Source organism: Tolumonas auensis DSM 9187 (genome assembly GCF_000023065.1).
Lineage (GTDB): Bacteria > Pseudomonadota > Gammaproteobacteria > Enterobacterales > Aeromonadaceae > Tolumonas > Tolumonas auensis.
The window spans coordinates 602,747-615,841 of the sequence record NC_012691.1; the positions used below are offsets into that span (position 1 = coordinate 602,747).

The 13,095-nt window shown below is 51.6% G+C and carries 13 protein-coding genes; 3 read left to right on the forward strand and 10 right to left on the reverse strand.

Going from position 1 to position 13,095, the window contains the following annotated elements; genetic code table 11:
* The first annotated feature begins 47 nt into the window (after positions 1-47).
* Positions 48-446 (forward strand): 8-oxo-dGTP diphosphatase MutT, encoded by a 399-nt coding sequence (gene mutT, locus TOLA_RS02755; protein ID WP_012728761.1) that lies wholly within the window; start codon positions 48-50, stop codon positions 444-446.
* On the opposite strand, the gene yacG is transcribed toward mutT, so the two are convergent.
* The 8 genes from yacG to purH form a co-directional block, all read right to left on the reverse strand.
* Positions 443-661: a DNA gyrase inhibitor YacG gene (gene yacG / locus TOLA_RS02760; protein WP_012728762.1), complete on the reverse strand. Its 219-nt coding sequence runs from the start codon at positions 659-661 to the stop codon at positions 443-445. The two genes, mutT and yacG, sit on opposite strands and share 4 nt — an antisense overlap.
* A gap of 48 nt (positions 662-709) precedes the next feature.
* Complete coding sequence (coaE, locus tag TOLA_RS02765) at positions 710-1,327, reverse strand: dephospho-CoA kinase (protein WP_012728763.1); 618 nt, start codon at positions 1,325-1,327, stop codon at positions 710-712.
* Positions 1,327-2,202 (reverse strand): prepilin peptidase, encoded by an 876-nt coding sequence (locus tag TOLA_RS02770; RefSeq protein WP_041609453.1) that lies wholly within the window; start codon positions 2,200-2,202, stop codon positions 1,327-1,329. The genes coaE and TOLA_RS02770 overlap by 1 nt, the downstream gene beginning before the upstream one ends.
* 14 nt (positions 2,203-2,216) lie before the next feature.
* Positions 2,217-3,473 (reverse strand): type II secretion system F family protein, encoded by a 1,257-nt coding sequence (locus TOLA_RS02775; protein WP_012728765.1) that lies wholly within the window; start codon positions 3,471-3,473, stop codon positions 2,217-2,219.
* An 18-nt stretch (positions 3,474-3,491) separates the two neighbouring features.
* Positions 3,492-5,198 carry a type IV-A pilus assembly ATPase PilB gene (gene pilB, locus TOLA_RS02780; RefSeq protein ID WP_012728766.1) on the reverse strand — a complete coding sequence of 569 codons (1,707 nt, stop codon included), beginning with the start codon at positions 5,196-5,198 and terminating at the stop codon, positions 3,492-3,494.
* A gap of 79 nt (positions 5,199-5,277) precedes the next feature.
* The gene (locus TOLA_RS16995; protein ID WP_012728767.1) at positions 5,278-5,721 is read right to left on the reverse strand and encodes a pilin; all 444 of its coding nucleotides are present in this window, start codon (positions 5,719-5,721) and stop codon (positions 5,278-5,280) included.
* 296 nt (positions 5,722-6,017) lie between these two features.
* Positions 6,018-7,304 carry a phosphoribosylamine--glycine ligase gene (purD, locus tag TOLA_RS02790; RefSeq protein ID WP_012728768.1) on the reverse strand — a complete coding sequence of 429 codons (1,287 nt, stop codon included), beginning with the start codon at positions 7,302-7,304 and terminating at the stop codon, positions 6,018-6,020.
* Positions 7,305-7,667: 363 nt separating this feature from the next.
* A complete protein-coding gene (purH, locus tag TOLA_RS02795; protein ID WP_012728769.1) occupies positions 7,668-9,260 on the reverse strand; it encodes a bifunctional phosphoribosylaminoimidazolecarboxamide formyltransferase/IMP cyclohydrolase in 1,593 nt (530 codons plus the stop codon).
* A 461-nt stretch (positions 9,261-9,721) separates the two neighbouring features.
* Here purH and TOLA_RS02805 point away from each other — a divergent pair, with 461 nt between their 5' ends.
* Together TOLA_RS02805 and TOLA_RS02810 are read left to right on the forward strand one after the other, a co-directional pair.
* Positions 9,722-9,973, forward strand: a complete 252-nt coding sequence (locus TOLA_RS02805) for a type II toxin-antitoxin system Phd/YefM family antitoxin (protein ID WP_012728771.1) — start codon at positions 9,722-9,724, stop codon at positions 9,971-9,973.
* Positions 9,963-10,244: a type II toxin-antitoxin system RelE family toxin gene (locus TOLA_RS02810; RefSeq protein ID WP_012728772.1), complete on the forward strand. Its 282-nt coding sequence runs from the start codon at positions 9,963-9,965 to the stop codon at positions 10,242-10,244. The genes TOLA_RS02805 and TOLA_RS02810 overlap by 11 nt, the downstream gene beginning before the upstream one ends.
* Before the next feature lie 292 nt (positions 10,245-10,536).
* Here TOLA_RS02810 and TOLA_RS02815 read toward each other — a convergent pair whose 3' ends face one another.
* Positions 10,537-11,010 (reverse strand): Lrp/AsnC family transcriptional regulator, encoded by a 474-nt coding sequence (locus TOLA_RS02815; RefSeq protein ID WP_012728773.1) that lies wholly within the window; start codon positions 11,008-11,010, stop codon positions 10,537-10,539.
* Between the two features lie 309 nt (positions 11,011-11,319).
* On the reverse strand, positions 11,320-12,987 hold the full coding sequence (gene ettA / locus TOLA_RS02820; RefSeq protein WP_012728775.1) for an energy-dependent translational throttle protein EttA: 1,668 nt from the start codon (positions 12,985-12,987) through the stop codon (positions 11,320-11,322).
* Positions 12,988-13,095 lie beyond the last annotated feature (108 nt).

Below are 13,095 nucleotides of genomic sequence, written 5' to 3' on the forward strand. Positions count from 1 at the left end.
ATTATACAAGGCGGCTTCGGTCGCCTTTTTGTTAGCAGGAAAAAAGTATGAAGCAAGTGTGGGTCGCAGTCGGGGTTATTTATGATCCTCTGCTGGGATATTTTATCTGCCGCCGGGCAACACATCAGCATCAGGGCGGGAAGTGGGAGTTTCCGGGCGGGAAGGTTGAAGCGGGCGAAACTGTTCAGCAGGCATTAAAAAGGGAATTGCAGGAAGAGATTGGCATTGATGTCAGCGCTGCAGAACCTTTACTGGTGATTGAGCATACCTACAGCGATAAAGCGGTGAAACTCGATGTCTGGCTGGTCACTGCATTTAATGGTACGGCGCAGAGTCTGGAAGGGCTGGAGAATCGCTGGGTTCAGCTAACCGAGCTGGATCAGCTGGATTTTCCGGAAGCGAATTTACCGATTATTGAGGCGTTGAAAACGAGAGCAGGAAATTAATCCTGCTCCAGTAATGCCAGATCTTCTGCTGAGAGTTGTGGTCTGGCGGTATCTGATGATGGGGTGTGTTCTTCACCGGCGATACTGCGTTCTTCGCTGAACCATTCGCCGAGGTCGATCAAACGGCAGCGGTCGCTGCAAAAAGGGCGAAACTGGCTAAGCGGGCTCCACTCGACCGGGGTTCCGCAGGTCGGACAATCAACTTTCAGGCTCATTTCTTACTGACACACATCTGATAGCAACGATGACGCGATTATATCACATCATCCGTGTGACTGGTGTTGTGCTGCTAATTGCAGGTAAGTCTGATGCAAGGCATAAACGGCCTGCTGGCGTTGTGTTGCAGTAACCTCATCCCCGTTTTGAATAACATCATCGGCCAGTGCTAATCGCTGCTGGCGCGGGCATTGCGCGGCGATGATGGCCTTGACCTGCTCTTCAGTCGTGTTATCGCGCAGCATGGTACGCCGGATTTGGGTTGCTTCGTCGATATCGATAACCAGGGTGCGGTGCACCAGTGATTGCAGGTGATTTTCAAATAACAGCGGTACCATCAGAATGCAGTAGGGGCCCTGAGCTTGCTGACATTGCTGCACCATGCGCTGGCGGATCAGCGGGTGCAGCAGATTGTTCAGCCATTCTCTGGCTGCCGGGTCAGCAAATATTTTTTCCCGCACCTGACGGCGATCCAGTGTGCCGTCAGGCTGTATGACTTCCGGACCAAAATGCTGAGTGATAGCAGTTAAGGCTGGTTCACCGGGCTGTACCACGTCGCGGGCGGTCTGGTCGGCATCGATGCAGGGAACTCCCAGCGCACTGAAATGCTCAGCGATAGTGGATTTACCGCTGCCAATGCCGCCGGTGAGTCCGATGATAAACATCAGCTGAGCAAGCCCAGATACCAGTTGGTTAACTGTTCACCCCAGAGTAAGGCGATCCAGCCGGCAATGGCCAGATAGGGGCCGAACGGCATTGGTTTGCTCTGCTGATGACGTCGCATAACCACCAGTGTGATACCCAGTATTGCGCCGACGCAGGAGGAGAGGATCAGGATGAGAGGCAGCGATTGCCAGCCCAGCCAGGCACCGAGTGCGGCGAGTAATTTGAAATCGCCATAGCCCATGCCTTCTTTACCGGTGAGCAGTTTGAACGCCCAGTAAATGGACCACAACACCATATAACCGGCGATGGCACCGATCACGGCATCGGCGAGCGGTACAAACTGGTGTGACAGATTGAGTAATAAACCTACCCAGAGCAGGGGGAGGGTTAATTGATCCGGCAGCAATAACTTATCGAAGTCGATAAAAGTGAGTGCCAGCAAAATCCAGGTCAGCAGCAGTGCGCCGGCCAGTGCCCAGCCGGGCGGATAATAGAAAGCGACCGTGACGGACGCCAGTGCACACAGCAGCTCTACCAGCGGGTAGCGGGCGCTGATGGGGTGCTGGCATGAACTGCAGCGGCCTTTGAGAAATAACCAGCTCAGTAACGGGATATTTTCCAGTGCCGTGATCTGATGGCCGCAATGCGGGCAGGCGGAACGCGGCAGAAACAGGTTATAAGGTTCAGTTTGTGCCGGGGGATTGTCACCTTCTGCAAAATAATCCTGATATTCCTGTCGCCAGCTGCGTTCCAGCATGATGGGCAGACGATGGATCAGTACATTCAGAAAGCTGCCAACCAGCAATGAAAACAGACCCAGCAGGAAAAAATATAGCCAGGCGTACTGGCTATAAAGCATAAAAATCAGATCCATGAATAACCACTAAATTATTTAATAACGCTGCCAAGTTTAAAGATAGGCAGATACATGGCGATAACCATACCGCCGACCAAAACACCCAATACCACCATGAGTAACGGTTCAATCAGGCTGGAGAGGGCATCCACTGCATCATCCACCTGCTGTTCATAGATACCGGCGACTTTGGAGAGCATATCATCCAGCGAGCCCGATTCCTCACCGATCATGATCATCTGGATCACCATTTCCGGAAACACGTTGGTGGTGCGCATGGCAACGTTCATCTGCATACCTGACATCACCTCGTTACGGACACTCATGATGGCGTGACGGTATACCGCATTGCCGGAGGAACCGGCGGCGGCGATTAGGCCGTCAATCAGTGGCAGGCCTGCAGCGAAAGTGGTGGAAAGGGTCCGGGCATAACGGGCCAGTGCGGCTTTTTGCAAAATAATGCCGACAATCGGCAGTTTCAGGATGAACTTATCGGTAGCATCACGGACGGACTCCATGCGCCGGTAGGAGTGAACATAGACAAAAATCAGGGCGACCAGGCCACCAAAAACATAGTACCAGTAGCTCTGCAATATATTGGACAGTGTAATAACCATGCGGGTAAACGCGGGGAGTTCAGCGCCAAAGCTTTTGAAAATCTTATCGAATTCAGGTATCACAAAGATCAAAAGAATAGCCGAAACCACCAGTGCGACAAAGATAACGGTTGCCGGATAAAACATGGCTTTTTTGATTTTGGATTTCAGGGCTTCGGCTTTTTCCCGGTAGATGGCAATCCGGTCAAATATTGCATCCAGCGCGCCGGACTGTTCACCGGATGCCACCAGATCACAATAGAGATCATCAAAATAACGCGGGAACTGACGTAATGCCTTGGATGGCGGAGTGCCGGTTTCAATATCCGCACAGATCGTGGACAGCATTTCCCGCATCGGGCGTTTTTCATGGCTGCTGGCGAGCAAGCGCAGTGTCTGCACGAGTGGTACCCCGGCAGTGAGCATGGTGGCAATCTGGCGGGTTAATACCGCAATATCCATTGCTTTGATGGTTTGCGTATAGCGGGTGACAATGGATTCCTGATGTTTGCTTATTTTCTGAACTACGACTCCCTGGCGGATCAGATCGGCTTTGACCTGAGCCAGCGTTTCCCCTTTCATCTCACCGGACACTTTCTGACCACGGCGGTTCACACCGCGCCAGACAAATGCGTGATAGACCTTAGGTTTGTTTGCCGTTGCAGCGGCGGAGGATTGTTGAGCCACGGCCATAATGATTCTTCCTTAAAATTATATGCAGGTCACGCGGTTGACTTCGGCCAGACTGGTGACGCCGGCCCGTGCTTTCTCCAGACCGGAACGGTAGAGCGTCACCATGCCTTCATTGACCGCCGTTTCGGCGATTTGTAATGAGTTACCGCCTTCCATGATCAGATTGGCGATGTTTTCAGACATCGGCAGCATCTCATAAATACCGACACGGCCTTTATAGCCGTTGGAACATTCCTCGCAACCCACGGGTTGGTAGAGGGTGATGCCGGCGGTGACTTCATCCGGAGTATAGCCCATCCCCAACAGCTCATGCTCCGGGATATGATGCGGCTTTTTACAATGCGGACAGAGGCGACGGGCCAGCCGCTGTGCCATGATTAGGGTCACCGACGAGGCGACGTTAAAGGCCGGTACGCCCATATTCAGCAAACGGGTCAGGGTTTCGGCTGCGGAGTTAGTGTGCAGGGTGGATAGCACTAGATGACCAGTTTGTGCGGCTTTAATGGCGATTTCCGCCGTTTCGAGGTCACGGATTTCGCCGACCATCACGACATCCGGATCCTGACGCAGGAAAGAGCGCAGGGCGTTGGCAAAGGTGAGACCGGCTTTGGGATTGACCTGTACCTGATTAATACCGGCCAGGTTGATTTCTATCGGGTCTTCCGCAGTGGAGATATTCAGTTCACTGGTGTTGAGAATGTTCAGGCCGGTATAGAGCGATACGGTTTTACCCGAACCAGTAGGACCGGTGACCAGGATCATGCCCTGTGGTTTCGCCAGCGTATCCAGATAAAGCTGTTTCTGCTTGTCATCAAAACCGAGCATGTCAATATTCAGGCTGGCGGCAGAAGAATCGAGGATACGCAATACCACTTTTTCGCCCCACATGGTGGGCAAAGTACTGACTCGCAGATCGACTGAACGGTTTTTCGCCAGGCGTAGTTTTATACGGCCATCCTGCGGTAAGCGGCGCTCGGCGATATCCAGTCGTGACATCACCTTGAGGCGGGCAGAAAAGCGGTTGGCCAGGTTGACCGGCGGCGTGGCGATTTCATACAAAATACCGTCGATGCGGAAACGGATGCGGTATGTTTTCTCATACGGTTCAAAATGCAAGTCAGAGGCGCCGCGGCGTACGGCATCGAGCAGCACCTTGTTAATATATTTAACAATCGGCGCATCGTCGTCACTGTTGGTTTCGAGTGATTCCTGTAACCGGGCTTCATCCATATCACCGGTATCAAAATCCGCGATATGGTCATCCGCTATCGATTTGGAAAATGCATCGGCAGTGGGTTCGAGAATGCGCTGAATGGCATTTTGCAGTTTACGTTCATCAACCAGCAGGGCTTCGGTGTGCAGATTGAAGTTGAAACCAAAATCTTCCAGCGCGGTGATATTGGTCGGATCAGAAAGCGCAATATAGAGGGTGTTACCCTGAGTATAAATTGGTAAGGCGTGGTGTTTTTCGATTAACTTGGCATTGAGGTATTTCTGCGGGATTTCGCTTAATTCAAAGGCATCCAGATCCAGCAGCGGGATGCCATACTCCAGCTCACAGAGCTCTGCCAGCTGACTGCTGCTGATAATATTGTTATCGATCAGATAAGTAACGAGGGTTTTCTTTTCGTTACGGGCTTTTTCCTGCAATAGTCCGGACTGACCATCCTGAATGAGTCCAGCTCGAATCAGACTGACTAACAAACCATTGGCGGAAGCATTCATTATTATTATCCGGTAAAAACTCATGGCAAGTTATTACCTGCCATGAGTAGATCAAATATCAGCTAAATATAAATCTTTGTTAGGCTGCAGGAACATCTGCAGCTGCATCATATTCACATCCAGTGGCAAAATCCCAAGTGATTTTGCCTGTAGTATTATCAAGAGTACCGTCTACGATACAAGATTTGCTTCCTGTCGCTGGGGTACCATTAAGTGTAATTTTGATAGCAGTACCATTCGCTGCGATAGTCCCGATTGGGGCAGTTGTGGCTAACATATTGTCTGTTAATGCAAAGTCAGGCAGACCTAATTCACCAAGTGTATCACAATCAGCTAAGTCACCATTTTTAGCATAACAAACGGTCATTGATGTTTTCAGGCCATCAGCGGCAGTAACCAGCTCTGAGTAACGAGCTTCACGGGTATAGTTCTGGTATGCAGGCAGTGCAATCGCAGCCAAAATAGCAATAATCGCCACGACGATCATCAATTCAATAAGGGTAAAACCGGATTGTTTTTTCATTTGTAGTTTCCTTACAGTTAGACTGTATTCCTGTTTATAGGTTGAGAGAGCAGATACTCAATATCGATTGCATACATCCGAATCAATATCGCGCACAAATCAAAGTGTAGCCGCTCTTGCAAAAAGCGTCCACACTCTATTGAGTCTAACCGATATCTAATGACAAATTTGTGACAAGGTGATGATATTTTTAAAGCGGAATAACCCTATAAAATTGATTTATAGGGTTATTTTTTTGTGATGAGCTGCGTAAAAAAGTGCAAAGTGAATTGATGTTTCACTTTGCACCTGATCCATTATTTCTGTTCGCGGGCGATAGCGCGCCAGGCGATATCTTTACGGTAGTAGATGCCGTTCCAGCTGATGGTTTCCGCTAACGCGTAAGCATTTTTCTGTGCTTCCGCGACAGTAGCGCCCAGCGCGGTGGCACAGAGCACACGACCACCGGCGGTGATGATGTTGCCATCCTGTTCTGCGGTGCCGGCGTGGAATACTTTGGCGGTATCCGGCTCAGACGTTGGCAGGCCGGAGATCACGTCACCTTTCTGCACTTCAGCCGGGTAACCGGCAGCAGCCAGCACAATACCCACCGCAGGGCGTGGATCGTAATCCGCGGTTTTCTGATCCAGTTCACCGGCACAGGCAGCCAGACATAACTCAACCAGATCAGAGCGCATACGCAGCATGATCGGCTGGGTTTCCGGATCACCGAAGCGGCAGTTGAATTCGATCACTTTCGGGTTGCCCTGCGGATCGATCATCAGACCGGCATACAGGAAACCGGTATAAGGATTACCTTCGGCGGCCATGCCTTGTACGGTTGGCCAGATCACCAGTTGCATGACTTTGTCATGGACTTCCTGTGTCACGACTGGTGCCGGGGAGTAAGCACCCATACCGCCGGTATTCGGGCCGGTATCACCGTCGCCGATGCGTTTGTGATCCTGACTGGTGGCCATTGGCAGTACATTTTTGCCATCAACCATGACGATGAAAGAGGCTTCTTCACCGTCGAGAAATTCTTCGATCACCACACGGCTGCCAGCGTCACCGAAGGCATTGCCGGAGAGCATATCGCGTACGGCTTCTTCGGCTTCTTCCAGCGTCATGGCGACAATTACGCCTTTACCGGCTGCCAGACCATCAGCTTTGATGACGATCGGGGCGCCTTTTTCTTTCAGGTAGGCCAGAGCCGGTTCGATTTCAGTGAAATTCTGATAATCAGCAGTCGGGATGTTGTGGCGCGCCAGAAAATCTTTGGTGAAGGCTTTGGAGCCTTCCAGTTGTGCTGCTGCTTCAGTCGGGCCGAAAATTTTCAGGCCTGCGGCGCGGAATGCATCAACCACACCAATCACCAGCGGGGCTTCGGGGCCTACGATGGTGAGGCCGATATTCTGTTGTTTGGCGAAGGCCAGTAAAGCCGGAACATCAGTGGCACTGATATTTACGTTTTCGACTTTGGCTTCACGCGCTGAGCCTGTGTTACCCGGTGCGACAAATACTTTGTCTGCCAGCGGTGATTGAGCGGCTTTCCATGCCAGTGCATGTTCACGACCGCCATTACCGATAATTAAAACATTCATCCTGTATTCTCCTGCACTGAGTTTCGTGTTTCAGTGATAACGTAATTCGTTAATTCCGGTGTCTTTTTTCCAGTATCGTTGCAGCCAACCGCTCCACTTTGCGACTCGTCGTGAACCCATCCATGGGGACTCCGCTGCGCCATCCATGGCGCAGAGGGTCGCAAAGCGGAGCAGTTGTCTTCCATCCGGATATCAATGCCTGTGGCAGTGAGTCATTAATTTCTCATTATAAAGTGCTGTTCTGGCGGGATAGGAGGCGAGGCGCTGGCCAGGAGGGGCACCGCAGTTGACTGATGGTCAATGAGGATGCACATTCCGGCCTGCAACGAAGCATACTGCCCGCCAGGGCAGCACGAGAAAAGATTAATGGCGGAAATGACGCATATTCGTAAACACCATCGCCATGCCGTGTTCATCAGCGGCGTCGATCACTTCCTGATCGCGCATTGAACCGCCCGGCTGAATGACACAGGTGATACCGGCTTCGGCAGCGGCGTCGATACCGTCGCGGAACGGGAAGAAAGCGTCAGAGGCCATGACGGAACCTTTTACTTCCAGACCTTCATCGGCGGCTTTGATACCGGCGATTTTCGCGGAGTAAACACGGCTCATCTGACCGGCACCGACGCCGATGGTCATGCTGTCTTTAGCGTAGACAATGGCGTTAGATTTCACGAATTTGCCGACTTTCCAGCAGAACAGCAGATCTTTCAGTTCCTGTTCAGTAGGCTGACGTTTGGTCACGACTTTCAGATCGGTCAGAGTCACCATGCCCTGATCGCGATCCTGCACCAGCAGGCCGCCGTTCACGCGTTTCACATCGAAACCGTTAGCTTTACCCTGCCACTGACCGCATTCCAGCAGACGGACGTTGGCTTTTTTCGCGACTACAGCTTTGGCTTCTTCACTGACCACAGGCGCAATGATCACTTCAACGAACTGACGGCTGACGATGGCTTCTGCAGTGGCTGCATCCAGTTCACGGTTGAAGGCGATGATGCCGCCGAAAGCGGAAGTCGGGTCGGTCTGGTAAGCGCGGTTGTAGGCTTCGAGAATATCGTTACCCAGCGCAACGCCACATGGATTGGCGTGTTTTACGATCACACAGGCTGGTTCGGCAAATTCTTTCACGCATTCCAGCGCCGCGTCAGTATCTGCGATGTTGTTGTAGGAGAGTGCTTTGCCCTGCAACTGGGTCGCGGTAGAAACAGAGGCTTCTTTCACATCCGCTTCAACATAGAAAGCAGCGGCCTGATGGCTGTTTTCGCCGTAGCGCATATCCTGCTTTTTGATGAACTGGAAGTTGATGGTGCGCGGGAATTTGGAATCTGCGCTGGCTTCGTCCTGTACACCGTAAGTTGGCACTTTGGTACCAAAGTAGTTGGCGATCATGCCGTCGTAAGCAGCGGTGTGTTCGAACGCGGCAATCGCCAGATCGAAACGGGTGGTGTAGGTCAGTGAGTTAGCGTTGGCATCCATTTCAGCCAGAACACGGGTGTAATCTTTCGCATTCACGACGATGGTGACGTCTTTGTGGTTTTTCGCCGCAGAGCGCACCATGGTCGGGCCGCCGATATCGATGTTTTCGATGGCGTCTTCTAATGCACAGTCTGGATTTGCGACGGTAGCGGCAAACGGGTAGAGGTTAACTGCGACCAGATCGATTGGTTTGATGCCATGCTGGGTCATGATGGCGTCGTCGGTATTGCGACGACCCAGGATGCCACCGTGAACTTTCGGGTGCAGGGTTTTAACTCGACCATCCATCATTTCCGGGAAGCCGGTGTAATCCGAAACTTCGGTTACAGCCAGGCCAGCATCCGCGAGCAGGCGCGCAGTGCCGCCGGTGGAGAGCAGTTCTACTCCGCGTTGTTGCAGGGCACGGGCGAACTCGACGATACCGGTTTTGTCTGAAACGCTGAGCAGGGCACGGCGGATTGGGCGAGCGTTTTCCATCTCTACTTTGTCCTCAAAATTGGTTCACGGAAGAGTCAGGATTCAGCATGGGCTGCATCCTGTTTTCGGGGGCGTATTTTACACCAAAAGCGGGGATGGTAGGATTTTTATTGCTGCAACTTCCCTGGCATGTCGTGAATCAATCCAATTGGACTCGAACCTTCCCTGGTGAAACCGGCCAAAGGGAGCAACTTCACCCGACACGCCGTGAACCCATCCGTGGGGGCTCCGCTGTTGCACCTTCCCCTGCGAAACCGGCCAAAGGAAGCAACTTCGCCGACACGCCGTGAACCCGTCCTTGGGGGCTCCACCGCGCCTTCCCTGGCGCGGAGGGTCTCTGAAGTTGTTCCCTTTGTCTGCTGTGTGAATTATAGCAAGTCTTATATTTGGAGTATTTAAAGTGTTTTTAAGGGTGCTTTTAATAGTGCTATAATGAAAACGTAAGCATAGGAGTATCGAATATGGCATATCAAATTCTGACATCTGTTGCAGCCAGCATCACTGAGCTGAAGAAAAATCCGATGGGAACGGCAATGGAGGGGGAAGGTCAGCCGGTCGCTATTCTGAATCGCAATGAACCGGCTTTTTATATCGTCCCGCCTGCATTGTTTGGCTATTTTCAGGAGTTAGCTGAGGATGCTGAATTGAATCGGATCGCTGATGAACGAATGAATAATCCTGAGTTTATCGAGATCAGTATTGATGACCTATAGACTGAAATTTGAGAAAAGAGCCTGGAAAGAGTGGGAGAAGCTAGGTCATCCGGTCAGAGATCAGTTTAAAAAGAAGCTGGCCGAGCGCCTGAAAAATCCTCGTGTTCCGAGTGCCAAGCTCAGTGGTCATGCTGATCGTTATAAAATCAAGTTGCGGTCAGCTGGCTATCGGTTGGTTTATCAGGTGTTCGATGATGAAGTGGTTGTCAGTGTGATCGCCGTTGGTAAGCGCGAAAATTCGGATATTTATAATACGGCCAGCGGGCGTTAAGTTCACAATTCTACCGAGTCTTCCATGGTGAAACCGGCCAAAGGGAGCAACTTCGCCGACACGCCGTGAACCCATCCATGGGGGCTCCACCGCGCCATCCCTGGCGCGGAGGGTCTCTGAAGTTGCTCCCTTTGTCTGCCGGGTCATCTTCTGTGAGGACGGCCAAAGGAAGCAGCTTCGCCGACACGCCATGAACCCGTCCATGGGGGCTCCGCCGCGCCATCCCTGGCGCGGAGGGTCTCTGAAGTTGCTCCCTTTAGCCGGACAGGTGACGGATTAAGCTCTTTACTGCTTATTCCAGATGATCGAGCGGCAGCGAGGTGAACTGTTTGACCTGTTGCAGGACGAAGCTGGAGCGTACGCCGGTGACGCCGTCGATGCGGGTCAGTTTTTCCAGCAGGAAATGCTGGTAGTATTCCATATCGGGTACTACTACTTTGAGCTGGTAGTCGGCATCGTTACCGGTGATCAGGGCGCATTCCATCACTTCCGGCATTTCGGATACCGATTGATTGAAGTTATTCAGGCGCTCCGGGGTGTGCTTGTCCATGTTGATATGGATGTAAGCGATCAGTTTTAAATTCAGTTTTTCCGGGTTAAGCAGGGTAACATGCTTTAAAATCAGCCCTGATTCTTCCAGTGCCTTGATACGGCGTGAACAGGGTGAAGGGGATAACCCGACTTGTTCGGCGAGATCCAGATTGCTGATGCGGGCATCTTTCTGCATCAGGTTCAGAATTTTTTTGTCTAAACGGTCTAATTTCATAAATTCCAATTATTCAGCAATAACTGATTATAGATTTGAGTATTATTGGTGAATTCGTGCGCAAAAACCAGCTTTTAATGCAATTTTCGCAATCACATTCTAAAGCGGATGACGTATTATTTATCTCGTTCGGGTGGAACGAACACTACGACTAAATTTTGCAAGGTACTCTTACCGGAGGAAGCTTGCCGCAACGTCTGACGGCTTACCGGACGCTCAGATGGACTGGATCCAGTTACCGCTGCCAACACAAGGTAATCATCATTACCAAAGAGAGGGGTCTGCATTGCAGACCCTTTTTTGTGCAGCTTATTTGGCGATTTTCTTATATTTGATGCGGTGTGGCTGTAACGCCTCGGCACCTAAGGTTTTCTTTTTCCACTCTTCGTAATCGGTAAAGTTACCTTCGAAGAAGCGGACGTTACCTTCATCGCTGTAATCCAGAATATGGGTCGCGATACGGTCAAGGAACCAGCGGTCATGCGAAATCACCATCGCACAGCCGGGGAATTCCAGCAGGGCATTTTCCAGCGCACGCAGCGTTTCAATGTCCAGATCGTTGGTTGGTTCGTCGAGTAACAGTACGTTACCGCCGGTCTGCAGCAGTTTTGCCAGATGCAGACGGCCGCGTTCACCACCGGAGAGTTCACCGACGCGTTTTTGCTGATCGACGCCTTTGAAGTTAAAGCGGCCGACATAGGCACGACTTGGGATCTCAAAATTACCGATCTTCAGGATGTCCTGACCATTGGCCACTTCATCAAAGACGGTTTTCTTGTCATCCATGCTGTCACGGAACTGATCGACCGAGGCCAGAACGACTGTTTCACCTAAAGTGATGGTGCCGGAATCCGGTTGTTCCTTACCGCTCAGCATACGGAACAGGGTTGATTTACCCGCACCGTTCGGGCCGATAATACCGACAATCGCGCCTTTCGGAATGCTGAATGACAGGTTGTCGATCAGCTGACGATCACCGTAAGACTTGCTCAGACCTTCCACTTCGATCACTTTATCGCCCAGACGTGGTCCTGGCGGAATAAAGAGTTCGTTGGTCTCGTTACGTTTCTGGTAATCCTGACCATTAAGCTCTTCAAAACGAGACAGACGGGCTTTGCTCTTGGCCTGACGACCTTTCGGATTCTGACGTACCCACTCCAGCTCTTTCTCGATCGATTTACGACGAGCGGCTTCAGTAGAAGCTTCCTGCGCCAGACGAGCATCTTTTTGCTCCAGCCAAGAGGAGTAGTTACCTTCCCACGGGATACCTTCGCCGCGGTCCAGCTCCAGGATCCAGCCTGCTACGTTATCGAGGAAGTAACGGTCATGGGTGATCGCCACAACGGTGCCTTCGTAGTCGTGCAGGAAGCGTTCCAGCCAGGCAACTGATTCGGCGTCTAAGTGGTTAGTTGGTTCGTCCAACAGCAGCATGTCTGGTTTTTCCAGCAGCAGACGGCACAGCGCAACGCGGCGACGTTCACCACCGGAGAGAACTTTAATTTGCGCATCCCACGCAGGCAGACGGAGTGCATCGGCAGCGCGTTCCAGCTGGTTTTCCATGTTGTGACCATCGTGAGACTGGATGATTGCTTCCAGTTCACCTTGTTCTTTAGCCAGTTTGTCGAAATCGGCATCGGGTTCGGCATAGGCGGCATAGACTTCGTCCAGACGCGTCATGGCCCGTTTCAGATCACCCATGGCTTCTTCAACCGCTTCACGAACGGTCTGCTCCGGATCGAGCTTAGGCTCCTGCGGCAGGTAACCGATCTTGATACCGGGTTGCGGACGGGCTTCGCCTTCGATTTCGGTATCAATGCCGGCCATGATGCGCAGCAGGGTTGATTTACCAGCACCATTCAGACCGAGTACACCGATCTTGGCGCCCGGGAAGAACGAGAGGGAGATATTTTTTAAGATATGACGCTTAGGCGGTACGACTTTGCCCACGCGATTCATGGTGTAAATAAATTGCGCCATGGTGTTCTCTTGGTCATTACGGATGGTGGATAGTTTAGAGCATGGATTTGACAGGGAAAAGATCAATGAACAGCATTCAGCAGAAATAAAAAAACCCGCATCAGCGGG